Below are 24,842 nucleotides of genomic sequence, written 5' to 3'. Positions count from 1 at the left end.
GCGTTGTCAAAGCTCAACCCCAACGCGTTGCTACCCGTTTCTTGCCGTGCGTAGGCTAGGCAACGCTTGGGGGTAACCCGCTATCTTTGCCCTGGCTGGCCTCCTGCCTCTCCCCTATTTGCTGCCCGTGCCCCGCTTTATAACCGTCATCCTCAAGGTCCTGTTTGCGCTGCTCATTGTGGTAGTGCTGGCCGTAGTGGGTGCGTTGGTAGCGCTACGGGTGCCCAGCGTGCAAACCAACTTGGCTAAGCGGGCGGCAGCCATGCTTACCAACAAGCTCGGCCAGAAGGTGCTGGTGGGGCGGGTTGATGTGCGGCCTTTCTCGCGGGTGCTGCTAGAGGGAGTACAAGTGCTGGACCGCCGCGGCAACGAGTTGTTCAACATTGGGCGGGCCGACGCCGACATCCGCCTCTTCTCGGTCTTCGACCCTTCTCATCTGCACGTGGGCAAGCTAATTTTAGAGGAGCCGCGCTTCAATCTGGTTACCTACCAGAACAGCCCCGACACCACCAACCTCACGGAGTTTATTACAGCCGTGAAGCGGCTAATTGGCCCCTCCGACACCACCAAAGTCAGCAAGCCCTTCGACTTCAAGATTGAATCGATAGGCCTACGCAACGGCCGGTTTGTGCTAGACCGCCAGAATGTGCCGCGCATTCCGGAGTATGGCCGCACCATGGACTACGCCCACATGCGTCTCGACAGCATTTATGCCGATGCCGATCAGCTGTGGATTAAGGGCGACACCATTCACGCCAATATTCAAGGGTTGCGGACGGTGGATACGCCCTCGGGCACGCGGCTCCGGGAGCTTACCTCCAACATGACCTATGGCGACAAGTTCTGGGAGTTTGACAAGCTGATGCTGCGCGTGCAGAACAGCCAGCTCAGCAATTACATCCGCTTCGAGTACGAGCACTTCCTCAACTTCACCGATTTCAACGACTCGGTAAAAGTCATTGCCCGACTGCAGCCTTCGCGGGTGTACTCCGATGATATTGCCAAGTTCGCGCCCCAGCCTTTCGTGCGCGACCTCAAGGAATCCGTGCTGATTTCGGGTCAGGCGAAGGGGTATGTGCGCAACTTCACCACCAAAAACCTGGATATTACCTACGGCAAAAACAGCCGCGTGCGGGGCGACATCAACGTGGAAGGCCTGCCCAACTTCCGGGAAAGCTTCGTGGAGATGCGCCTGCAGCCGTCGGTAGTAGACGGGCGCGACATTCGGCGTTACATTCCAGCTTCGGGGTGGCCCTACGTGCAGCGCCTGGGCGTGGTAAAGCTGAAAGGCCAATTCCTGGGCTTCTACAACGACTTCGTAGCCAATGGCTCCTTCCAAACGGCGCTGGGCTCAGTGGTATCCGACGTTAACTTGAAATTCAAGGACGACCCGCGCTACTCCAGCTACGAGGGCCAGGTGCGCACTACAGGCTTCCAGCTGGGTCGCCTGCTGGGCGATGAGCGCACCATACGCGACGTGACCTTCAATGGCAAGGTGGAAGGGGTAGGCTTTGTGCCCGCTACGGCCCGCGTAACGGCCAACGCCACAGTGCAGAGCATTTGGCTGAATGGGTACCGCTACCGCAACATTACCACCAACGGCCGCTTCAGCCGGGAGTCGTTTACGGGTAAGATTGCCGCCAACGACCCCAACCTGCAGTTCGACGCCGATGGCACCATCGACCTTAATAAGAAAGAGCAGGCCTTTGACCTGCGCGCCCGAGTGCGACGTGCCAGCCTGAAAGCGCTAGGTCTCACCCAGCAGAATGTAATTATAGCGACTACCGCCGATGTGAAGTTTCGCGGTTTGCGCCTGGATGAGTTGCTGGGTTATGCCCGCCTACGTAACTCTCGCCTGAGCTACAACGGTCGCACTGTTCCCGTAGACACCCTAGACTTGGTAAGCCAGTTTGGGGGTGGGCAACGCCGGCTCAATGTGCGCTCTGAGGTGCTCAACCTAAACTTGGCAGGTAACTTCACGCCATCCACTGTTCTGCGCGATGTATCTACCCTGCTGACGGAGTACCAGCTCAACTTTGAAAGCAACGACGAGGTCATTGCCAACTACTACCGCCGTAAGCGTCAGCGCCCCATTCCGGAGTACCAAATTGCGCTCGATCTGTACCTGAAGAAGCCTAACCCGGTGCTGCATGTGTTTATGCCTCAGCTCACGGTGTCGGACTCAACGGTCATCGACGGGTCCTTCCGGAATGGGCCTACGTCGATTTTTGAGTTGGGCGGGCACGTGAACGAGGTGCGCTACGACAGCCTGCTGCTCGTAAACAACGACTTTGAATTCAACACGTCTAAGCTGCCCTACCAACCCGAGATTCTGGCCCAGGCCAACGTAACCTCGGTACGGCAGCGCGTACCTGGCCTAGGCGCCACCGAGAAGTTTTACGTGGAAGGCGTGTGGGACCAGGAGAAAATCAACTTTGCTACTTCCCTGGCCCAAACCGGCACCACCAACCGCGCCCAGATCAACGGAGCCCTGGTATTCCTCAACGACGCCGTGCGGGTAGTATTCCGGCGCTCTGGCGTGAATGTACTGGGTAAGGAATGGACGATTGCACCCGACAACTCCCTGGTTATTTCGGGGGGCGGCAAGGAGTTTGACTTCCAAAACCTAACGCTTAGCAACGGCAACCAGAGCATCAGCGCCCAAGGCTTTATCTCTCAGAATGCCAACAAGCCTTTGGCCCTTACAGTGAAGGACTTCGAGCTTTCGACTCTGAACGGCCTCACGGGTCAGGAGAAGTTTGCGGGCCGCGTGAATGCGCTGGGCACCATCAGCGGCATTTACGATGAGCTGGTTATTAATTCTACGCTCTCAGTTGACTCGCTGAAGATGGATGATGTGCTGATTGGCGACGTGAAGGGCCGCGGCGACTGGGACAACCGGGCTAGCCGCCTGGCCGTGAACCTGGATGTGGAGCGTGACCAGCAGCGCGTGGTGCAGGTAACTGGCACGTTTGCGCCCGGCGAGGCCGAGCAGCAGCTAAACCTCACCGGCACGCTGGCCAATGCTCCGGTAAAACTGGCCCAGCCCTTCCTGCACACGCTTTTCCGCGACCTGGGCGGCACGGCGCTGGGCACGTTGCGTCTCACGGGCCGTCTAAACGCCCCGGTGCTCACGGGAAATATTGACGTAACCAACGGGCAGCTGACGTTTATTTACCTGGGCACTACCTATACCTTCTCCGACCGAATTCGCTTCCTGGAAGACCGAATTGCCTTGCAGAACATAACCGTGCGTGACCCCCAGGGCAACACGGGCGTGGTAAACGGCAATATCTTCGAGAAGGGTTTCCAGGATATGCGGCTGGAGTTGAATGCCTCGTTCCGGAAACTGCAGGTGCTTAATACTACCCGCAAAGACAATGAGCTGTACTTCGGACAGGCCTACGCCACGGGTACTGCCCTCGTGCGCGGCCCGGCCGACAATCTGTTCATTAACGTAACGGCCCGTAGCGAAGCCGGCACACGCATTTCCTTGCCTTTCGACAACGCCGCCAAAGCCGAGCAAGCCAGCTACATCCGGTTCGTGAACCGTAACCTGCCCGATACTGCCCGCACGAAAACGGTAGCTACCACCACGGCCCAGACGGATATTTCGGGTATCCGGTTGAATATGAACCTAGACATTACCCCCGATGCCTATTTGGAAATGCTGCTCGACGAAAGCACCGGCGACATTATCAGGGGTACGGGCAGTGGGCAACTGCGCCTGAATATTGATACGCGCGGCGACTTCAACATGTATGGCCAGGTGGAGATTGTGCGCGGGGCCTACAACTTTACCCTACAGGGCCTGGTGAACAAGGAGTTTGTGGTGCGCCCTGGGGGTACTATTGCCTGGAACGGCGACCCACTGGCCGGCGAAATGAACGTAACGGCCACCTACACCCAGCGCACCTCTTTGGCTCCGGTACTGGCAACCAGCACCTCGGTGGTGCCCGTTACGGCCGTTATGAACCTGACGGGGCCATTGCTGCAGCCTATTATCCGGCTGAATCTGGAATTCAACGATATTCCCTCGTCGCTGGAAGGCGACCTGGCACCGTTTCTCTCAGCCCTCCGCAACGACGAGCAGGAGCTGAACCGGCAGGTGTTTAGCCTTGTGGTGTTCCGCCAGCTCACGCCCGTGGGCTCCCTGGCCGTAACTCGGTTGCAGGGTGAGAACAATGCTATTGGCAACAGTCTAGGCCAGATCATATCTACGCAGCTAGGCCTATTAACCTCCCAGATTGACCCCAACCTGGAAATCAGCTTTAACCTAAACGGTCTGACTTCGGAGCAGCTCCAAGCTCTGCAGGTGCGCCTCAGCTATTCGTTCCTCAATGGCCGGTTACGCGTAACGCGGGAAGGGGGCTTCGGCAACAACGCCCTGCCTACGGGGAGCACCCAGCCCGGCGGCGTACCGCTGCCCACAGCGCAGTCGTCGCTGGTTGGCGACTTGAGCCTAGAGTACTACCTGCGCCCCGATGGCAAGTTCAGGGCAAAGCTGCGCTACGAAACCACTCCCCGTGATTTGACGGCCCAGGCCCAGCTTGCCAACCAGGCCCGCGTAGGCCTCTCCTTGTTGCACACTGAGCAGTTCGACTCGATGCGGGAGCTGTTTGCCCGCAAGCGCCTGCGCCGCCGCGACCAAAACGCCCGGAAGGCCCGCGAGCTTCAGATTGAGGAAGACCCCCGTACTAGCATGTAAAGGTGAACTTGTGAACTGCTTCTTTCACAACTTTGCCTTTATAACTTCGCTCTTCACAACTTCACCTTTACCCAATGTCCCAACCGCGTACCACCCGTAAGAAGAAGCTAGGCAGCTACCCGCACACCATGGTAGTGTTTAGCATTACGCTGGCGCTGCTGGTGATTGGGCTGTTTGGGCTGCTGCTCATTCACGCGCACAAGATGTCGAACCTGGTGAAGGAGAACCTGGAAATGCAGGTCTATCTGGAGCGCAACCTACCCGAGACCCAGCTGCTGCGCCTGCAGCAAGACTTCGCCCATAAGCCTTACGTGGCCTACAAAAATGGGCAGGCTCAGGTGCGCTTTCTTTCCAAGGAAGAAGGCGCCAAGCAGCTCATCGACCAGACGGGCGAGGACTTTCAGCGCTTCTTGGGCGACAATCCGTTGCGCGACGCTTACCTGCTCAAAATCAACGCCGACTACGGCGACGCCAAAAACCTGGCCCGCATCAAGGAAGAGTTACGTCAGCAGCCCGGCGTGTTTGAGGTGGAGTACGTGGAAAGCCTGATTACTTCCGTCAACGAAAACCTGCGCAACGTGAGCTTGGTGCTGCTGGGCTTTGCTGCCGTGCTCACGTTTGTAGTGGTGGTGCTCATCAACAATACCATCAAGCTGGCCATGTTCTCGCAACGCTTCCTTATCCGGAGCATGCAGTTGGTGGGGGCCACGCAGGCGTTTATTCAGTGGCCGTTTTTGCGCCGCGCCGTGTGGCAGGGGCTGGCGGGTGGTATTCTGGCGGGGCTGCTGCTCTTGGCCTTGCTTCAATACGCCTATTTGCAGTTAGAAGAGTTGCGCCTGCTGCGCGATGAGCGCCTGATTGGTGCCCTGATTGTACTGCTGGTGGTGCTAGGCATGGGCATAGGCTTCTTGAGCTCCTGGCGGGCGGTGCGCAAGTATTCGGGCATGTCACTTGACGACTTGTATTAATGAACTACCCGGTTGGTTGAATTTGCGCGGCACCTTCTGCCAACCCTCCTACCTTTGCAGTTATGGAACAGACAACTCCCCGCTTCGCCTTCGGGCCGCGCAACTACCGGCTGATGTTCATCGGGCTGGCCGTGCTGGCTGCTGGCTTTATCACGATGATGCTGGACTCAGCTGATTACGGTGAAGGTTTCCTTGGCATTACGCTGGGCCCCATTCTGCTGGCCGTGGGCTTTGGCATTGAGTTTTGGGCTATCATGAGCCGCGCCGGCAGCACCGCCCCCGTGGCAAAGGATGCCGCAACGGTGAATACTGTACCATCTCAGCCTGTGCCGCCTACTACGGTACCACCGGCCGCCCCTACGTATAAGCGCTAGGCCACTCGCCTGCCAGCTCAGAACGTCATGCTGAGCTGGCCGAAGCATCTCTCCCTCTGGCTAACTACCTGGCATAGACAAAGCGGAAAGGATGCTTCGGCCAGCTCAGCATGACGTTCTCCTATGCTTATGCTACGCCATTCACTAGGCAACTAGCCTCCCTGTTTACTTCCCCAACTCTCCCTCTATGTCGTACTGGCACGCGCTGCTGCTCGCTATTGTTGAAGGCCTGACCGAATTTTTGCCCGTTTCCAGCACGGGGCACATGATTATTTTCGCCAACCTGCTCGGCATCGGGCAGTTGCCCTTCACCGATACCTACATTACCTCCATTCAGTTTGGAGCCATTCTGGCGGTAGTGGTGCTGTACTGGCGCCGGTTTCTGCAGAGCTTTGACTTTTACCTTAAGCTGGCGGCAGCGTTCATTCCGTTCGGGATTTTGGGCTTTCTGCTGAAAGACACCATTGAGGATTTGCTGAAAAGCGTGACAGTGGTTGCTATTTCACTGGTAGTAGGCGGCGTGGTTCTGCTGTTCGTGGATAAGCTGTTTACCAGTCCGCGTAAAGAGGTGACTACGCCTAGCTTTGCGCAGGCCCTCAAAATTGGCTTGTTTCAGTGCATAGCGCTGGTGCCGGGTGTTTCGCGTTCAGCCGCAACTATTATTGGTGGCCTAGCCCAGGGCTTCGACCGGCGCTCAGCGGCCGACTTCTCCTTTCTGCTGGCCGTCCCGACTATGACGGTCATTACCGCGTATCAGCTCTACAAGACCTATAAAGTAAGCGCGCCGGGCTCCGAGGACATCAAGCTGCTGCTATTTGGTAACGTGGTGGCCTTCATTGTGGCGCTGCTGGCCGTGAAGTCGTTCGTAGATTTTGTGTCGCGCTTCGGCTTCCGGGCATTTGGCTTCTACCGCATTGTGGTGGGCGTCGTGATTTTGGTGATGGTGTCGTTGGGCATCAGCCTGCAGGTGCTGTAAGACCATGATGAACGAAGAACAACCTACTTCTCCCGCCCGCTTCGACTTTGAAGCCGGCGAAGTGCTCCTCCTTGATAAACCCTTGACCTGGACCTCGTTTGACGTGGTGCGCAAGGTGAAAAATACGTTGCGCATCAAAAAAATCGGGCACGCGGGTACCCTCGACCCCCTGGCGACGGGCCTGCTGATTTTGTGCACCGGCAAGAAAACCAAGCAGATCGACCTGATTCAGGCCCAGGAGAAAGAGTACACCGGCACCTTCCGGCTAGGCCAGACTACCCCTAGCTTTGACCTAGAGACGCCTGTAGACCAAGAACTGGCCTACGACCACCTCACCGAAATCGAGCTGCGGGCGGCTCTGGCCCCTTTCGTTGGTCTTATCAATCAAACGCCCCCGTTGTTTTCGGCGGTGAAGGTGAACGGGGAGCGGGCATACGAAGTAGCCCGCCGCGGCGACGACGCCGAAATTAAGAGCAAGCAGGTCACCATCAGGGAGTTTGAACTGACGCGCATTGCCCTACCTGAGGTTGACTTCCGGGTGGTGTGTTCCAAGGGCACCTATATCCGCAGCCTAGCCCGCGACTATGGTGCTGCACTAGGCGTGGGCGCCCACCTCACCAAGTTGGTACGTACCCGTATTGGCGAGTACCGCCTGGAGGATGCCCTAACCATGGAAGCCATACAGGCTTTGCGACCACCCCGCCCCGAGGGGGAAGCTGACCGTCCGCCGCGGCAGCGCCGGGAGCGGCAGCCCGAGCGCCGGACTGGCCTAGAGTATTATCAGTCACAGCAGGACGCGGCCGCCGCGCCTGATACGCCACCTGTTTCTTAACTACCCCACACGCCCTGACTGGCCGTATCTGAGTGCGGCGGCTGGGGCTTTTACGTAGGCACTGGGGAGTGGCCTACGCAAGGTCGGGCCCGGTGCTTTACCTTCGCAGCTTCATCAGCTCCCCCTTTTCATCTAGCTTACCCTCCACTATGGACATCATCCGGGACCCCGCGCAGTTTCCGCACTTGGGCAACGCCGTAGTAACCAGCGGCACGTTTGATGGCGTTCATGTGGGCCACCAGCAGATTTTGCGGCGCCTGCGCGAAGTGGCAGACCAGAGCGGCGGCCCGGCCGTTGTTATTACCTACTGGCCCCACCCCCGCCTAGTGCTGGCCCCGCCTACCTCCCACCCGGCACCCATGGACCTGCACCTGCTCAACACCCAGGAGGAGCGCAGCCAGAAGCTGGCCGAGTACGGCGTTGACTACCTGTTTATTATTCCGTTTACGAAGGAGTTTGCCGCTTCAACCTCGGAAGAATATATCCAGAACATTCTGCTGCGCACGGTAGGCACCAAGAAGCTTGTAATTGGCTACGACCACCGTTTCGGCAAAAACCGGGAGGGCGGCTTCGAGTACCTGAGCCAACACGCCGACCGTTACGGCATGAGCGTGGAAGAGATTCCGCGCGAAGACGTGGACGCCGTGGGCGTGAGCAGCACCCGCATCCGGCGGGCCCTAGAGGCCGGCGACGTAGCCACCGCCAACCGCTACCTCGGCTACGATTATCCGCTGACGGGCCTAGTAGTAAAGGGCCGGCAGCTGGGGCGCACCATTGGGTGGCCTACGGCCAATATTCAGTGTGAGGAGTCCCTGAAGCTGATTCCGGCCCGCGGCGTATATGCCGTAATGGCCACCACGGCGGCGGGCACCCACCACGCAGCCATGCTCAATATTGGCGTGCGCCCTACCGTGGGCGGCAACCTGGCTCAGACTGTAGAGGCTCACTTGCTTGACTTTGAAGGCGACCTGTACGACCAGCCCCTCACCGTACAATTCGTGGCCCGCCTCCGCGATGAACAGAAGTTCGATGGCCTCGATGCGCTTAAAACGCAGCTGTTTCTGGACGCCGAAAATGCGCGCCAGCACCTCATTGGAGGCTAAGCAAGTTATATATATATTTCACTGTGCGACAAGGCAATAACAAATTTATTGTTAACCTTATATCATCAGAAACCTATCAATTTCCCTTCTATTATTTTATTCTGTGCTAAAAACTTTACTCCTGCCTTTCTCGGTTTTCCTCGTGCTATTGCTGGGTACTTGGAACGCTACAGCGCAACCTACCTGGCAGCGGCTGTATGGCACCGCTGAGCACGAATCCTGCAGCCGCCTTCTTAAACTCAAGGATGGGGGCTACTTACTCATTGGTAATCATCAAGCCAAAAATGGGTACAACACGGAGCTTTACCTGATCCGTACCGACGAGCGCGGCAATCAGCTCTGGACTAAGCGCCACCCCATTAGTGATTGCACTCAACTAAGCTCTGTAGCAGCCTGTGAAAATGCAGCTGGCCAGGTGTTACTCTCCATGCTCACGGGGCAGGATGTGATAAACCGCCCTTTTACTTCTACGGGCTTACTGCTTATGCTGAAGACCGATGGAGCTATTGCTTGGCAGCAGCGCACTGAGCCAGAAACTGGCGAGGCACTACCCTACAGTGGAATAGCACTTGATAAGACTGGCAATTTTTGGATAGCCACCAACCGACCTACGGGTTCAGCACTGCTACGCCTAACAGCAACTGGTGAACAGCTTCAGCAAGTACCTTTCGCTATTCCTTCAGGCACTTTACCTGCCCCTGCCCCACCAAGTATACCAGCGGGCCCCACTTTCATATATAATCTATTTCAGCTTCCAACTGGCTTATTTGCCTATGCGGGCTCCAGGGCCGGCACGAAGCTCATTGCGCTTTCAGACCAAGGAACACAAGGACGTGAAACGGCACTCCCTTCGTGGGCCTACCAAACTCAAGGCAATACCTACGTCTCAAATGTAGTCTCCTTGGGAGGTGATGACGTGCTGGTAGTATCAAACGGCCAACTTGATAAGCTGCAATTAAATTCTTCTACTATTTATTGGAGCCGCGCTTACTCTAAGAGCACTCTTTTACTACAACCTAGCCAGGCAGCATCTCTACCCGATGGCCGCATTTTGGTATTGGGCGCAACTGGTGGCAGTCATGTATATAGTTTGCTCCTAACAGTGTTAGACGCAACCGGAGCGCAACTTTACGCCGAATCCGCAGGTTTGCCTGGTGCCCAACAGCCGGTACAATATGAACTTGGCAAGAGTTTATCAGCGGTGGGAGCTGGCTTGTTTGTTGATCCGCAAACTAAACAGGTCGTAGTCTGCGGCAGCTTGCGGGGAGATAATCCCGCAGAGGAAATCTTTCTGAGTGCGGGCCCTTTAGAAAGCCTTCGTACCGCTACGCTCCAACCTCTGACGGCTTGGCCTAATCCGGTTACGAGCACCGAAACTCTCACTATTCCGGCTGATTTTGCCCAAAATGGCCAATTTGAGCTCTACTCTATGCAGGGCAGTTTGGTGCACCGATGGCCGGACGCAACCGACGAGGGAGAAGCGCATTTATCTATGCAAGGTATTCCGGCGGGCATGTATCTGCTGACTGGCAAGCAGGCCAACGGTGCGCGTTCTACCATGCGCGTAATAAAGAACTAAGGCATTTTATTGGTCAGCCAATCGGAGGGCAGTTTACCCGTTTATTTGCGGTATGGCCGCTTCTACTCGCTTGCGTATTGCTGTAGCTCTCCTATGCTGGCTGTTGGCGGCTACACCTGGCCTAGGCCAGGTGGGCACGCTCACCGGCACCGTGCGCGACTCCGTAACGCAGGCGCCACTAGAGCTGGCCAGCCTGTTTCTGGCCAATACTACTTATGGAGCTTCTACTACTGCCAAAGGGGAATTTTCGCTGCCAAACGTGCCTGTAGGTCAGTACGATCTGGTGATTTCCTACCTGGGGTACAAGCTATATAAACGGTCGGTGGTCGTGAGGCCGGGCCCGCAGACGCTTACGCTGCTGCTCACACCTTCGGCCCAACAGTTGCGGGAGGTGGTAGTACGGCCCAACCCCAACCGCGAGGCCGATTACCAACGGTTCGTGCAGGCCTTCCTAGGCCAGTCTACTTTCTCCCGGCAGTGCCGTATCCGTAACCCCAAGGATGTGTACGTGGACTACGACAGTGACAAGAACGAGTTGACGGCTACTAGCCCTACGTTTGTGCAGGTAGATAATGCGGCCTTGGGCTACCGCGTCAAGTACTACGGCCTCAAGTTTACTCAGAACTTCCGGGAGCAGTACGTGGTGTTTTACGGCTGGCCAGTGTTTGAGGAGATGAAGGCCCGCTCTGAACGGGAGCGGCGCCGTTGGGCGGCCAACCGCGACCAGGCCTACCGTGGCTCCCTCACGCACTTTCTGCACAGCATCTATACCAGCCAAGTAGTACCCGCAGGCTTTCTGGTGCAGAAGATGCGCATCGTACCCAACCCTAAATTTCCCCGCGCCGATAGCTTGGCCAAGGCCCTGCGGCTGGCGCGCCGTAACTCGGTTTTCTCGCCAGCCGACCAGGATTCATTGGCCCGGTGGGTGAAAGTGCCCCGTGCCTTTTCCATGCTCTACACGGCCCCTAGGCCTCTTGATAGTCTGCGCCGGGTGCAGCCAGACTCGGGCCGGGTGTGGCTGCGCTTCCGCGACTACTTGCAGGTTACGTACCAGAAAGAGGCGCCCGATCCCTCTTATTCCACTCCTAGGCCAGTAAGCGCGGCGGCAGCCGCGGTCTTACCCAAGGGGCAGCTTTCCACGTTGGTGCTACTCAAGCCTGAAATCGAGATTCAGAAGAACGGCCAGCTCACGGACCCGTTAGGCGTTTTTACCGACGGCTACTGGGGATTCGAGAAAATGGGTGAATTTTTACCCCTCGATTACGCGCCGGTTTCTTCGGCTCTCTGACCCAAATTTCCCACCCACCCTTCCTTTCCCATGATCAATAAAGTTGTAGCCAACGCCACTGAGGCCCTCCACGGCATTACCGATGGCATGACCCTGATGCTCGGCGGCTTCGGCCTGTGCGGCATCCCCGAAAACTCTATTCAGGAACTGCTACGCCGCGGCGTGAAAAACCTCACCTGCATCTCCAACAACGCCGGCGTCGATGATTTCGGCATCGGGCTGCTGCTCCAGACCAAGCAGGTGCGCAAGATGATTTCCAGCTACGTGGGCGAAAACGCCGAGTTTGAACGTCAGCTGTTGAGCGGCGAGCTGGAAGTTGAGCTGATTCCGCAGGGTACCCTGGCCGAGCGGTGCCGCGCCGGCGGGGCGGGCATTCCGGCCTTCTACACGCCAGCCGGCTACGGCACTGAGGTAGGCGAAGGCAAGGAAAGCCGGGAGTTTAACGGTAAGATGTACCTGCTGGAAACCGCCTTGCACGCCGATTTTGCCTTTGTGAAAGCCTGGAAGGGCGACACGGCCGGCAACCTCATCTTTAAAGGCACGGCCCGCAACTTCAACCCCATGATGGCCACGGCCGGCAAAATCACGGTGGCCGAAGTGGAAGAGTTGGTACCCGCTGGTGAGCTAGACCCCAACCAGATTCACACGCCCGGCATCTTTGTGCAGCGCATTTTCCAGGGCCAGCACTACGAGAAGCGCATTGAGCAATGTACCGTGCGAGCTACTGCCCACTAAACTCCCCGCGCAGTGGCCTAGGCCACTATCTACACTGCTGCCTCATGAAACAAACTGCCCTCGGGCTGCTGCTGACCCTCACGGTAAGTGGCACCTACGCCCAAACTGCCGCGCCGGCCAAACCTAAAGTTGCGCAGAGCAAGGCGGTAGCCGCTCAGCCCGCCCAGTTGCCAGCCATTGATGCTCTGCTGCGCGAGTATACTGCTGCAAATAAAGTACCTGGGGCCAGCGCCCTCATCATGCGCAACGGCAAGGTAATCTACCGCAAGGCATTTGGGCTGGACGATGTAACTGCCAAAACGCCGCTGCGCGAGGATGCTATTCTGCGCATCGCTTCCCAAACCAAGGCCATTGCCAGCGCGGGCGTGATGATGCTTTATGATGAGGGCAAGTTTCAGCTCGATGACCCCATCTCGAAGTACCTGCCCGCTTTCCGCAGCCCAAAGGTGCTGGCCACCTTTAACCCCACCGACTCTAGCTACACAACCGTTCCGGCCAAGAGCGAAATCACCATCCGGCAGCTCCTGACCCACACTTCGGGCATCAGCTACCCGGTTATTGGCTCCAAAGAGGCACGAGCCATATACGCGAAAGCGCACATTCCGAGCGGTATTGGTACGCCGGGTGGTAAGCTGAGTACCTCCATGGATGCGCTAGGCCAGTTGCCGCTACTGCATCAGCCGGGCGAGAAGTTTACCTATGGGCTGAGCATTGATGTGCTAGGTTACCTGATTGAGGTGCTATCGGGCCAGCCACTAGACCAGTTCCTGCGCACTCGCCTATTTGAGCCCTTGGCCATGCGCGACACCTACTTCTTCCTGCCCAAGGAGAAGCAGCCCCGTCTGGCGGTCCTTTACACGGAGGATGCCAACAAGAATACGGTCAAGGCGCTGAACCCTTTCGCCGCAATGGGCAGCATTAACCCCGATTACCCCAAAACGGCGGGCACGTATTTTTCAGGCGGTGCCGGGTTGTCGTCTACCCTCGATGACTACGCCGTCTTTCTGCAGATGATGCTCAACGAGGGCCAGTACAACGGCAAGCGTATGCTGAAGCCTGAAACCGTGCGCCTGATGACCAACAACCAGATTGGCGACGTTAATCAGGGACTGAATAAGTTTGGCTTGGGCTTCAGTGTTGTTACGGCCAAGGGCGCAGCGCAGGCGGGCTTATCAGAGGGCTCGTTTGAGTGGGGCGGCATCTTCGGAACTACTTATTGGGTTGACCCCAAGGAGAAGATTGTGGCCCTGCTCTACACCCAGAAGTACCCCAACAGCTACGGCGACCTGACCGACAAATTCAAGCACCTGGTTCGCGAAACGATTATTGAATCAAAGCCAGCGCCGGTTAAATAAGCTCCCACTCCTCCCACCCCACCCATCATGCTCGACAAACACGGCATTGCCAAGCGCATTGCGCAAGAAGTACAGAACAACTCCTACGTCAACCTGGGTATCGGCATCCCGACCTTGGTGGCCAACTATATCCCCGAGGGCATCAACGTAGAGCTGCAATCGGAGAACGGCCTGCTGGGCATGGGCCCCTTCCCCACCGAGGCCGAAGTAGACCCCGACCTCATCAATGCCGGCAAGCAAACCGTTACTACTCTGCCCGGCTCCAGCATCTTCAGTTCCGCCGACTCCTTCGCAATGATACGGGGCGAACACGTGGACCTTACCATCCTGGGCGCCATGGAGGTATCGGAAACCGGCGACATTGCCAACTGGAAAATTCCGGGCAAAATGGTGAAAGGCATGGGCGGCGCCATGGACCTGGTTGCTTCGGCCAAAAACATCATCGTGGCCATGCAGCACGTGGCAAAAGATGGCTCCAGCAAGCTGCTGCCGTCCTGCACCCTGCCCATTACGGGTCTGCGCTGCGTGAAGAAAATTGTGACCGAGCTGGCCGTGCTAGACGTAACGCCCGATGGATTTGTACTGCGCGAGCGGGCCCCCGGCGTAACCGTAGACCAGATTAAAGCTGCTACCGCCGGCAAGCTCGTCATCCCCGACGAGGTACCAGAAATGCAGGGCGTGTAGGCCACTGCGGCGGCCATTGATGTATGAACCAGTTCTTCTCCCCTACGTGTACCGTGGAGAGGAACTGGTTTCTTTGCTCTGTTAGAATCCCTGAGCGCTGACTTTCTTTCCCCGTATGCATGGATTTACAGCAGCACTACGACACCATGCGGGCCACGGCCTTTCGCCAACTGGCCCAGGGGCAAGCCGAACTAGACTTGCTAATTGAGTCAGAACACGATACGCGCCGAGGTATTACGCTGTTGGCTAGGCCGCCCGCCTCCATCAGAAACCGCTTGGAGGAACTGCTAGCGGAGTTCAGAAGTATTGAGCCCGACCAATATTTCTATCCGCCATTGGATATGCACCTCACTATCCTTTCTATTATTTCCTGCTACCCAGGCTTTACTCTGGATTTGATTGAGCCTGCTGCTTACCAAGAGGCCATGCGGCATATACTGGTGCAAGTGCGTCCCTTTACCATCACCTTCGCGGGCCTGACAGCCTCCGCCGGCGGCATCATGGTGCAAGGCTTCCTAGAGGGTACTGGCCTAGAGCAGCTGCGCAACAGCGTCAGAAGCTTTTTCCGTAGCTCGGGGCTACAGCAGTCCATTGATCAGCGCTATAGCATTCAAACGGCTCACTCCACCATCATGCGCTTTAAAAGTCCTCTACACAACCCGGCGGCGCTATTGGCTACCATGCAGGAGCTTCAGCAGGAAGTAATAGGCTCTTTTGCAGTTGATACCGTGGAACTGGTGTACAACGACTGGTATCAGCGGGCTGCCAATACTGTTTTACTAGAGACTTATCCGTTGCGTCACGAGTAGAGCGCAGTGGCCTAGGCCTATTTTCTGGTACGGATGTAGGCCTGCGCCATGATGCGCTGGGCCGCTTCTAGGGTGAAATGGGCAAAGTAGCGGCGCAGGTGCTCCAGGGCTTCGATGGCACTGAGGCCACCATCGTGCACGGCCTCAGCCAGGTAGTCGGCCAGGGTATCGGGGTAGGCCGTGAGGGCCGGAAACTCAGCGTGCTCCTTGTAGCGGCTCAGGATTTGAATGCGCAGCCAGGTGGGCGCACCGGGCACTTGCTCTAGCAGCCGCTTCATCAGGAGCTGCACTTCATCCATGAATAGGGTGCGCGCTAGGCCAGGGGGCGGCGGCACCGTTTGGCCGGGCTGCGCTACCAGCAGCACCGCGGCGGGGCTGTCGGGCTGCCAGTGCGCTACGGGCCGGGGCGCACACAGCCACGCCGTAGGCGGATACGCCTCCGAAGCTTGCAAAATAGCAGCCAACGTGAGCAAACGACGTTCGGGCATAGGTGCGGACATTCCGCAAGATACGAGACTAGTGTTAGCCAATGATGAAGTGCCCTCCTGCGTGGGGACAGTCAGCCCACCCGAACCTAGCCTAGCCGCCCCGCACAGCAGCCATACCGGTAGCAATAGCCGAGTAATTAATGCTGTATCTTCCCCCAGGTATATTCCGACATCTACTATCTGCTATGGCTCACTTCTACCAGTTCCTCCCCTTTCTGCTGCTGCCCGCAGCCTCCTTGCAGGCCCAACAGGCCATTACCATCACCCGCAACGACATGCCCAACGTGGGCGATACGCTTCGCCTGAGCCAGACAACCGCCTTCACCGGGCCGGCTCTCACCCAAAAAGGCCCCAACCAGACCTGGAACTACTCTGCCCTGCGCCCCACCAGTCAGCGCGTGGAGCGCTACACGGCGGTAGGCAGCACGCCTGGCTTGTTACCCATTGCCTTTGGCTCACTCGGGGGTGTCAATCGGGCTACTATTGCTACTCAGCAGCCATTGGGCACGTTGGCCAGCGCGGGTTTGCCTCTCACCGATGTGTACTCGTTTTTCAATGAATCGGCCGCTGATTACCGGCAGGTAGGCTACGGCGCCGTGCTTTCCGGTACGGCCCTCCCAGTCACGTATCAAAGTCAGCAGTTGCAGGATGTAGTGTACCGCTTTCCCCTGGCCTACGAGCAGCGCGACTCCAGCTATTCTGATTTTGATGTAAGTGTGCCCCAAACTGCTTATTTGCGCCAACGTCAGCAGCGCGTCAACAGAGCCGATGGATGGGGTACGCTCATCACTCCGTTCGGTACGTTTGCTACGTTGCGTGTAGTTAGCACACTGAAGACCCGCTATTCTATCTCTTTACCGGGCCAAATTGATACGGTGGCGGATGCGCCCATCACGCGGGAGTACAAGTGGTTGGGCAAAGAGCAAGGAATCCCGCTTCTGCGGATTGTCACAACGGAAGCAATTGATCGGGAAGCTGTTGTGCTAGTCGAGTACCGTGACATATATCGTCGTCTCGGAGGCACGTTGGCCACCACCAGGCGCCTACCTGAGTCGGCGGTTACCGCTTACCCCGTCCCGGCCGCGACCACCGAGCCCCTGCACCTCACGTTGCTGGGTACTGGCCTAGCCACTATTACGGCTACTGATCTTACGGGCCGGGTGCTTTTCCGGCAAACCTTAACCGCCTCGTCTCAGCCGCTGGTACTGGCCGCAGAGTTATTCAAAGGCACCCGTGGGGTTATACTGTTGCGCGTAGAAACCGCCGATGGGGTAGCCGTGCGACGCGTAGTACGGCAGTAGCGGCGGGAGTGGCCTACAACTCAGTGCCCAACTAAAGCAGGCAACTGGTAACTAAACCTTGTGCTCTGTGGGAGCGGCTAGATTCGCTATCCATGACCCTTTTTGCCACCAAACATGTTGTGGCACCGTAAGACAACTGCCGTTTGAGAAACCCAACGGTATCTTTACACTGCTTCCACGACACTTCTTTCTGATTATATGGCCACTTCTGCAAATGGCAAGGCGGGCGGCAGCCACGCCAAAAAACAAACTCTTCCGGGCATGCCTGCAGCTCCTGAGCTGATGACGCCCACCTCAATACCAGCCCACAAGCTGGTGTTGCGTACTCTGATGCGTTCTGACTTTAAGGCCGTAAAGCAAATCATGGACAAGGTATACTCCAACATGGAGGGTGCCTGGGCCCAAGATGAGTATAACGCCCTTCTCAAAAAATTTCCCGAAGGCCAAATCTGCATTGAGGACAACGGTCAGATTGTAGCCGCCGCCCTGGCTATCATCGTCGAATACAGCAAGTTTGGTGACAAACACACCTACGCCAAGATTACTGGCAATGGCAAATTCGACACCCACGACCCCAACGGCGACACCCTCTACGGAGTGGACGTATTTGTGGACCCCGAGTACCGGAGCCTGCGCCTAGGCCGTCGTTTATACGACGCACGTAAGGAGCTCTGCGAAAACCTGAACCTGCGCGCTATGGTGGCCGGAGGCCGCATTCCGGGCTACGCGGCCTACGCCAACGAGATGACGCCAGCTAAATACGTGGAGATGGTACGGGCCAAAGAACTCACCGACCCCATCCTTACCTTCCAGCTGGCCAACGATTTCTACGTGCGCAAAATCATCCGCGGCTACCTACCCTACGACTCTGAGTCGAAGGCCTACGCCACGCTGCTGGAGTGGATCAATGTGTACTACGACGAGGAAACCGACAAGCTGATTGGTAACCAGAAGTCGAACGTGCGCATTGGCATCGTGCAGTGGCAGATGCGCGCCACCCAGAACCTCGACGACTTCTTCCAGCAGATGGAGTTCTTCGTGGATACCGTATCGGGCTATAAGGCCGACTGCGTGCTGTTCCCGGAGTTCTTCAACGCCCCCATGATGGCCCTCACCAACGAGGAGTCGCCCTCGGTGGCTATCCGCTCGATGTCGGCCTTCACCGAGCCCATCAAAACCAAAATGATGGAGCTGGCCGTGAGCTACAACATCAACGTTATTGCGGGCTCTATGCCGCTCTACGATGATGGCAAGCTCTATAATGTAAGCTACCTCTGCCGGCGCGATGGTACCGTGGACGAGCAGTATAAGCTGCACGTGACGCCTGATGAGGCCAGCTACTGGGGCATGCGCGGCGGCGACAAGCTGCGGTGCTTTGATACCGACTTCGGTAAAATTGGTATTCTGATTTGCTACGACGTGGAGTTCCCCGAACTCTCCCGGATGCTATCAGATGAAGGCATGAAGATTTTGTTTGTGCCCTTCTGGACCGACACCAAGAATGCTTACCAGCGCGTACGTCTCTGCGCCCAGGCCCGGGCCATTGAGAATGAATGCTACGTGGCCATTACCGGCTCGGTGGGTAACCTGCCCCGCGTTGAGAACATGGACATTCAGTACTCGCAGTCGGCGGTGTTCAGCCCTTCTGACTTCGCCTTCCCCCACGACGCCATTGTAGCCGAAGCAACTCCTAATACCGAGATGACGCTGATTGCCGACCTCGATTTAGACCTGCTCAAGGACCTCAACACCAGCGGGGCCGTGCGGAACCTGCGCGACCGGCGCAAGGATCTGTACTCGGTAAGCTGGACCAAGAAATCGGAACAGCGCGACGAGGAACTGCTCAGCCAAGGTGAGGAGCGCGCTATCAAAGCGCCTGCTCGCCGGAAGGCAGTTGCTCAGGGGTAAATTTCCAAGGCTAATTAGCCTATAAGAAAGTGCCCTTCATACCTGGTATGAAGGGCACTTTCTTTTTATCTACTACAATTGCTGAAGCTCAAAAGGGCATTTCCTGCTTCAACCACCATTTATACTAACTCACTAGATTTCGTTACTTGTTTTCATGAAGTCACTTTACCTTCTCTTAGTAACACTACTTTGTTTTTCAATTAGCACTCAAGCGCAGAAGAATTCTTCAAAACAAGTTAAATTCAAGAAAGGCCAAGCGGAACAGGGGCTCATGTCGAAGGATGGCCGCCGAATAGGCAAATGGAATTTCTACGGTCATAACGACGAGCTAGAAATGACATTTGATTATGACTCTAGTAGAATAACCTTTGTGCAGCCCGATACCAGCCGCTACTTGATTCGCGTGGGTGAACAATGGGAATTGAAACCTATTACCCGCGCCCCCAGATTTCTGGGCAGCAACAAGCAGAGAACTGTAGACTTAGCTACTAAGCTGCGTTATCCGGCAAATGCCTTACGCCAAGGACAGCAAGGAAGTGTGGTGCTGGCCTACACCGTTGGCACAGATGGCCATACCAAGGATTTCTTGTTTGAAAAAAGTGCTGGGACCTTATTCGATCAGGAAGTATGGCGGGTAGTGAAAGACTTGCCCGATAGTTGGGTTCCTGCTGTTTACCAGGGTCAGCTAACGCCTGCCAAATTTTATATAGTTGTGCATTTCAAAATGGCAACGGCGGCAGATGCCTCAAGCAAAGGGCTCCAACCTGCCTCATTGCCCCTAATAGCTCCCCAAGGCAATCATTACGTAAATGAAGTTGTGGTTACGGGCCGAATTGGTGTCGTCACTCAAATTCGTTAGCCTGCGCCACCCTAGGCCATTAGCTGCAATGAGAATGCTCCCGGCCCGCCGACATTGGTGGGCCGGCTTTGTTTTAACAAGAACGAGTGGCCTAGGCAGCAGCTTACTAGTTTTTGATGTAAACTGCGGCCCCCTAACGCCATCTTTCATTCTTTCACCTCCCTTTATGAAACGCGTACTAATTACCGGGGCCAACCGGGGCCTGGGCCTCGAACTCACTCGCCAATATCTGGAGCGGGGCGACACGGTGTATGCCGCTTGCCGCAACCCTGATGCAGCTGCTGAATTGAAGGCGTTAGGCACTACTCGCCTGCACCTTATTCAGCTTGATTTAACGAGCGAAGACTCTATTGCGCAGGCGCAGAAAGCAGTGCGTCGCCACACCGCAGCTCTCGACATCCTCATTAACAATGCCGGTATTTTCCCGGGGGCTGGTCCCGAGGACCCCGCCAAACAGAACCTAGGCGCCCTCACCTCCGATAATGCCCTCACGGTATTTAAGGTAAATGCCATTGGTCCTGTGCTAGTAGCACAGACCTTTCTGGAGCTGTTGAAAGCCGGAAACAAGCCGCGCATCATCAGCCTTTCTTCGGGCCTGGGCTCCCTTACCTGGAAAGCTTCTGGTGAGCCGTACCATTACTCGGCCAGCAAAGCCGCCCTAAATATGTATATGCGGGCACTAGCCGCCGAAGTAGGCACCTATGGTTTGATTTCGGTGCTGGTAGATCCGGGTTGGATGCGGACGGGTATGGGAGGCTCTAACGCGGCCATTCCGCCTGCCGATTCGGCTAAAGGCATCATCCGCCTCACCGACCAATTGCACGCCGAAGAAAACGGCAGCTTCGTAACCTGGCAAGGGCAGCCGGTACCATGGTAGGCCAGGTATAATCACCCATTCAGGTATAGGGGGCAGCATTCTTCGGAGTGCTGCCCCCTTCTGCATCAAGACCTAACGGCGCGGCTGCAGCCGTTAGGGAATAACTTACTAAGGAAAAAGACCGACCTGCCCCTAAGTGCAGGTCGGTCTTTTGGTGCGGCGAGGTGGCCTAGCGGGCGTTTTCTTCCTGCAACAGAGCGGCATGGTCGCGCAAGATGGTGCGCAGAAAGGGCTCGTCGTGCAGGGTGGTTTGAATATTGGTGAGTGTCTTGACTTTGTTGGCCACGTCGTTGAGCAGCACATAGTTGTTTCGAGCAACGGCTTGCTGATACAGGCGCCTAATTAGGGCCATATCGTGGTCAGATAAGGCTGCAACCTGGGAGAAAACTACTTGATAACCAGGTGGCACCAGGGTCAGCTCGAAATCGGGGCTATTTTGGGGGCTGCGCATACTGACCACAGTGGTGCCGGCGGCCAGGTCGCCGAGGCGCTGCCCGCGCCCGTTGATTAGAGCCGCCAGCAAGGCCACTGTACCGCCGGTCATCTGAATTTCAAACAGCCCAATGAGCCAGCGCAGCAGATAGTCGCCGAGGCCTGGGCGAGTTCCGTCGAGGCGCGTGACTTTGATGCGGCGCACCTGCTTACCCAGGCTCTGGCCGTTGAAGAAAATTTCGCACACGGGATGATACACCAGCAGTGGTGCCGCCACCAGCACGTAGAAAAACGTGTTTTTGAGCGTGCCCGAATCCAGCGCCTTATCCAGCAGGAACCCTACCCCGAGGGCCCAGAGTCCCATCACTAGCCAGTCGAGCAGTTGGGCCACAATTCGGTCGCCCACGCTGGCCGTGTCGTACTCCACCACTACATTTTGGGCGGTTTGGATGCGAATGGTACTCATGTAAAAAGAAAAAAAACCAGCCCGATGGGTGCCAGTCCGAAACCTGTATATTTGACCAGCGCCATTATCGGCGCCCGTAATATTAGCTGTTTTACCGGCGGCACACCTTATGCGCGAAGCCGTATTCTTACGCCAGAATCAGGAGCGTTGGCATCAGTACGAAACGCAGCCGCCTACCGGACCCGATGAACTAGCCCAGCGGTTCATTGAGCTGACCGACGACCTGTCGTACGCCCGAACTTTCTATCCGAACTCGACGACCACCGTTTACCTCAATGGGCTGGCCAGCAAGCTACACCAGGCCCTGTACAAAAACAAAACCGAGGACACGAGTCGGCTGGGGCAGTTTTGGCGCCTTGAGTTGCCCTTGCTCATTGTGCGGCACCATCGGGTACTACTGGGCACTTTCTTGTTCTTTCTGCTTTGCACGGCTATCGGAGCTCTATCCGCGGCTCTCGACGACACCTTCGTGCGGGTAGTGCTCGGCGACCGGTACGTCAACCAGACGCTGGCCAACATCCAGAAGGGTGACCCCATGGCCATTTACAAAGGCACCGACGAGACGCTGATGTTCCTGCAGATTACGCTCAACAATGTAAAGGTGTCGCTCTATGCTTTTGCGGGCGGTATTACGGGCGGGTTGCTAACGGGGTACATGCTGTTTCAGAACGGCGTGATGCTGGGTTCCTTCCAATACTTCTTTCACCAGAAGGGCGTGCTGCTGCCCTCAGTACTCACCATCTGGATTCATGGTACGCTGGAGATTTCCGCCATTATTCTGGCGGGCGGGGCGGGCCTCATCATGGCGCGTAGCCTGCTGTTTCCGGGTACGTATTCCCGGGCTGACGCCCTGCGCCTCGGTGCCCGCGACGGCATGAAGCTAGTGCTAGGTCTGGTACCCATCTTCGTGGTAGCCGGTTTCTTGGAAGGCTTTGTTACACGCCACACCGAAATGCCCATGTGGGCCAGCTTAGCCATCATTGGTACCTCCGCTTCTTTTATTCTGGGCTATTTTGTGGTGTACCCGTGGTGGCTGCACCGGCGTGGTGCCAGCCTGCCTAAACCATCTGCTTTCTAAGCTTACTCTTTTTCTATTTCTCCACGTTTACCCGTATGCGTTACCTGCCATTTACCCATCCCTCCCACTTTTTAAAGGAGCGTGACTTCGGGCAGAAAATAGAGGCCTCCTTTGATTTTGTAAGGGCCCACTTTAAACCCCTGGGCAAGGCATTGCTGATGATTGTACTGCCCGTTGCGTTACTCATTGGAATAGTATCGGCAGTGATGACGCTGGAATGGCTCAATAACATCGCAACTCTGCAGAGCTCAGTGGCGGGCAAGAACAATCCGGCAGCCATCATGAGCTCCGTTTTTTCCGGCATGTTGCTTAGCCCAGCCTACCTAGTAATTCTCTTCGGAAGTCTGGTTCTCCTTACCATCCTCGTCCTGACAGTGTATGGCTACGTAACGCTCCGGATGGAAGCCGCTCCTACCACCGAAGTTGAGGTGGCAGATGTGTGGCGGTTGGTGCGACAGCGCTTTTTCGGGACGGTATTGGCCTTTCTAGGCCTAGGCCTAGCCTTTATGGTAGTGTTCTTCTTTGTTGCGCTAGCGGCAGGCCTGATTAGTGCGCTCCTAGTAGGAGGAGGTGGAGGAAGCAAGGTATTGCTCGGCATTGCGGTAATGCTCATGCTCACTCTAGTTTTCGGCTCATTCACGTATATCTCCGTTGCGCTCAGTTTATTCCTGATTATTTGGGTGCGGGAGCGGTTGGGCTTTTTTGCTACCATCGGGCGCAGCTTCCGGCTCATCTGGGGAAAATGGTGGTCTACCTTCGGCCTGTTAGCCGTAATGCTGATTATTAGTATCGTCATCCTGCTAGCCATTACGATGCTGACCTCCCTGATCAGCTCGCCTTTTGCGCTAGCAACCTCACAGGGTGGCCTAGAGGGCAGTGCCCGTGTTGGTTTTGTGGTAGCGACTGCGCTGCGCTCCATCCTGAGCTTGGCCGTATACCCATTAATTCTGCTGGCCATAGCTTTTCAATATTTCAACCTGATAGAGCGCAAAGAAGGCGAAAGCCTGCACTACTTGGTAGATGCCATTGGACAACCTGCTCCCGAAGTACAGCCCCAAATCCTGCGCCCCGACGACGAAGGCGAGTACTAGGCCTATCCATTAGCGGGCGTACTGGCCTAGCCGAACTGCCGCTTATTCTTTACGTGTTTCGCGTGCTATTTTTCTTTCATTTGTTCGCTCACCACTGCCGGCAGGCCCTACGTTTGGGGCTGATGCTAGGCCTATTGTGCAGCCTGACGCTGACGAGCACGGCAGCCCCGGGCCCAAGCGTGCAACCGCCCGTGCGGCCGCCTAAGTCGCCTATTCTGCCGCCGGAAAGACCAGCACGAGATACAGCCACGGCCGAGCAACGCCTCATCTCTCTACCCGGCGACCAGCAACTGCCTGCCGTACTGCGCCGCCCCTCCGAGCAACGCCTGCAGGAACTGCGCAGCCAGCGCGAGTTTCAGTACGTGAAACCCGAGGAAGAGCCCAAGGACCCCAGCATGTGGTCGTTGATTTGGTGGCGCCTGTCGGAGTGGTTCCGTAAGCTGCTCTCTGGGCCGGGCTATGAGAATCGGGGGCGCTACGTGGTGTATTGCCTGTTTGGCCTCGCGTTTCTGTACGTGCTCGTGCGCCTGCTACGCCTAGACTTCACCACCCTGTTTGGGCGGCGAGCTTTAGCGGCAGAGCCCCTACCATATGAGTCGGCCATCGAAGACATTCATGCCGTGGACTTTGCCACCGCGCTGGCCGAAGCTGAGGCGGCGGCCAACTACCGCTTGGCCGTGCGCTTAGGATACTTGCAAGTGCTGCGCCACTTGGCCGAGCAACGCTTGATTGACTGGCAGCCCGAAAAAACCAACCATTATTATCTGCAGGAGCTGGCGGGCACTCGTTGGGCCGCGGAGTTTGCTACCCTCACCCGGCAGTTTGAGTACGTGTGGTACGGCGAGCTGCCCATAGCGCCCGAGGCGTACCCGGCCCTGCGGGAAAGCCGCCAGCACTTCCTCCACCAGCTCACCCGCGTTGCCGCCTAGGC

21 protein-coding genes are annotated in these 24,842 nt (G+C 56.7%); 19 read left to right on the top strand and 2 right to left on the bottom strand.

What is annotated here, in order from left to right:
* Nucleotides 1-127: 127 nt before the first annotated feature.
* The 12 genes from EU556_RS06405 (at nucleotide 128) to EU556_RS06350 (ending at nucleotide 15,411) form a co-directional block, all read left to right on the top strand.
* Entirely contained in the window at nucleotides 128-4,708 is a 4,581-nt protein-coding gene (locus EU556_RS06405) for a translocation/assembly module TamB domain-containing protein (RefSeq protein WP_135432258.1), read from the top strand.
* 74 nt (nucleotides 4,709-4,782) lie between these two features.
* The gene (locus tag EU556_RS06400; protein WP_135432256.1) at nucleotides 4,783-5,676 is read left to right on the top strand and encodes a cell division protein FtsX; all 894 of its coding nucleotides are present in this window, start codon (nucleotides 4,783-4,785) and stop codon (nucleotides 5,674-5,676) included.
* 62 nt (nucleotides 5,677-5,738) lie between these two features.
* On the top strand, nucleotides 5,739-6,050 hold the full coding sequence (locus EU556_RS06395; RefSeq protein WP_135432254.1) for a DUF3098 domain-containing protein: 312 nt from the start codon (nucleotides 5,739-5,741) through the stop codon (nucleotides 6,048-6,050).
* Between the two features lie 187 nt (nucleotides 6,051-6,237).
* Complete coding sequence (locus EU556_RS06390) at nucleotides 6,238-7,026, top strand: undecaprenyl-diphosphate phosphatase (protein WP_135432252.1); 789 nt, start codon at nucleotides 6,238-6,240, stop codon at nucleotides 7,024-7,026.
* Nucleotides 7,027-7,030: 4 nt separating this feature from the next.
* Nucleotides 7,031-7,858, top strand: coding sequence for a tRNA pseudouridine(55) synthase TruB (truB, locus tag EU556_RS06385; protein ID WP_394346107.1), 828 nt, complete (start codon nucleotides 7,031-7,033; stop codon nucleotides 7,856-7,858).
* A gap of 149 nt (nucleotides 7,859-8,007) precedes the next feature.
* Entirely contained in the window at nucleotides 8,008-8,961 is a 954-nt protein-coding gene (locus EU556_RS06380; RefSeq protein WP_135432250.1) for a bifunctional riboflavin kinase/FAD synthetase, read from the top strand.
* 103 nt (nucleotides 8,962-9,064) lie between these two features.
* Nucleotides 9,065-10,540: a T9SS type A sorting domain-containing protein gene (locus tag EU556_RS06375; RefSeq protein ID WP_135432248.1), complete on the top strand. Its 1,476-nt coding sequence runs from the start codon at nucleotides 9,065-9,067 to the stop codon at nucleotides 10,538-10,540.
* A gap of 52 nt (nucleotides 10,541-10,592) precedes the next feature.
* Complete coding sequence (locus EU556_RS06370) at nucleotides 10,593-11,828, top strand: carboxypeptidase-like regulatory domain-containing protein (protein WP_135432246.1); 1,236 nt, start codon at nucleotides 10,593-10,595, stop codon at nucleotides 11,826-11,828.
* A 30-nt stretch (nucleotides 11,829-11,858) separates the two neighbouring features.
* On the top strand, nucleotides 11,859-12,563 hold the full coding sequence (locus EU556_RS06365; RefSeq protein ID WP_135432244.1) for a CoA transferase subunit A: 705 nt from the start codon (nucleotides 11,859-11,861) through the stop codon (nucleotides 12,561-12,563).
* A 44-nt stretch (nucleotides 12,564-12,607) separates the two neighbouring features.
* Nucleotides 12,608-13,918, top strand: coding sequence for a serine hydrolase domain-containing protein (locus EU556_RS06360; RefSeq protein WP_135432242.1), 1,311 nt, complete (start codon nucleotides 12,608-12,610; stop codon nucleotides 13,916-13,918).
* A 27-nt stretch (nucleotides 13,919-13,945) separates the two neighbouring features.
* The gene (locus tag EU556_RS06355; RefSeq protein ID WP_135432240.1) at nucleotides 13,946-14,602 is read left to right on the top strand and encodes a CoA transferase subunit B; all 657 of its coding nucleotides are present in this window, start codon (nucleotides 13,946-13,948) and stop codon (nucleotides 14,600-14,602) included.
* 119 nt (nucleotides 14,603-14,721) lie between these two features.
* Complete coding sequence (locus EU556_RS06350; RefSeq protein WP_135432238.1) at nucleotides 14,722-15,411, top strand: 2'-5' RNA ligase family protein; 690 nt, start codon at nucleotides 14,722-14,724, stop codon at nucleotides 15,409-15,411.
* 17 nt (nucleotides 15,412-15,428) lie between these two features.
* Here the strand turns inward: EU556_RS06350 and EU556_RS06345 are convergent, their stop codons facing one another.
* Nucleotides 15,429-15,911 carry a hypothetical protein gene (locus EU556_RS06345; protein ID WP_167855480.1) on the bottom strand — a complete coding sequence of 161 codons (483 nt, stop codon included), beginning with the start codon at nucleotides 15,909-15,911 and terminating at the stop codon, nucleotides 15,429-15,431.
* 173 nt (nucleotides 15,912-16,084) lie between these two features.
* Between EU556_RS06345 and EU556_RS06340 the strand changes: the two genes are divergently transcribed.
* The 4 genes from EU556_RS06340 (at nucleotide 16,085) to EU556_RS06325 (ending at nucleotide 20,844) form a co-directional block, all read left to right on the top strand.
* Nucleotides 16,085-17,200, top strand: a complete 1,116-nt coding sequence (locus tag EU556_RS06340; protein ID WP_135432234.1) for a T9SS type A sorting domain-containing protein — start codon at nucleotides 16,085-16,087, stop codon at nucleotides 17,198-17,200.
* Between the two features lie 282 nt (nucleotides 17,201-17,482).
* The gene (locus EU556_RS06335) at nucleotides 17,483-19,108 is read left to right on the top strand and encodes a bifunctional GNAT family N-acetyltransferase/carbon-nitrogen hydrolase family protein (RefSeq protein ID WP_167855494.1); all 1,626 of its coding nucleotides are present in this window, start codon (nucleotides 17,483-17,485) and stop codon (nucleotides 19,106-19,108) included.
* 154 nt (nucleotides 19,109-19,262) lie between these two features.
* Nucleotides 19,263-19,967 carry an energy transducer TonB gene (locus EU556_RS06330; protein ID WP_135432230.1) on the top strand — a complete coding sequence of 235 codons (705 nt, stop codon included), beginning with the start codon at nucleotides 19,263-19,265 and terminating at the stop codon, nucleotides 19,965-19,967.
* A 166-nt stretch (nucleotides 19,968-20,133) separates the two neighbouring features.
* Entirely contained in the window at nucleotides 20,134-20,844 is a 711-nt protein-coding gene (locus tag EU556_RS06325) for an SDR family oxidoreductase (RefSeq protein ID WP_167855479.1), read from the top strand.
* A gap of 169 nt (nucleotides 20,845-21,013) precedes the next feature.
* Here the strand turns inward: EU556_RS06325 and EU556_RS06320 are convergent, their stop codons facing one another.
* Complete coding sequence (locus EU556_RS06320) at nucleotides 21,014-21,742, bottom strand: RDD family protein (protein ID WP_135432226.1); 729 nt, start codon at nucleotides 21,740-21,742, stop codon at nucleotides 21,014-21,016.
* A gap of 109 nt (nucleotides 21,743-21,851) precedes the next feature.
* Between EU556_RS06320 and EU556_RS06315 the strand changes: the two genes are divergently transcribed.
* The 3 genes from EU556_RS06315 to EU556_RS06305 all read left to right on the top strand — a co-directional run bounded on the left by EU556_RS06315 (nucleotide 21,852) and on the right by EU556_RS06305 (nucleotide 24,840).
* Nucleotides 21,852-22,820, top strand: coding sequence for a stage II sporulation protein M (locus EU556_RS06315; RefSeq protein WP_135432224.1), 969 nt, complete (start codon nucleotides 21,852-21,854; stop codon nucleotides 22,818-22,820).
* 35 nt (nucleotides 22,821-22,855) lie between these two features.
* Nucleotides 22,856-23,911 (top strand): hypothetical protein, encoded by a 1,056-nt coding sequence (locus EU556_RS06310; protein ID WP_135432222.1) that lies wholly within the window; start codon nucleotides 22,856-22,858, stop codon nucleotides 23,909-23,911.
* Between the two features lie 80 nt (nucleotides 23,912-23,991).
* Nucleotides 23,992-24,840 (top strand): DUF4129 domain-containing protein, encoded by an 849-nt coding sequence (locus tag EU556_RS06305; RefSeq protein ID WP_135432220.1) that lies wholly within the window; start codon nucleotides 23,992-23,994, stop codon nucleotides 24,838-24,840.
* Nucleotides 24,841-24,842 lie beyond the last annotated feature (2 nt).

The organism is Hymenobacter fodinae, from assembly GCF_004745825.1.
GTDB lineage: Bacteria > Bacteroidota > Bacteroidia > Cytophagales > Hymenobacteraceae > Hymenobacter > Hymenobacter fodinae.
The sequence above is the reverse complement of the archived record's forward strand: the minus strand, read 5'-3'. Positions and strand labels throughout refer to the sequence as shown.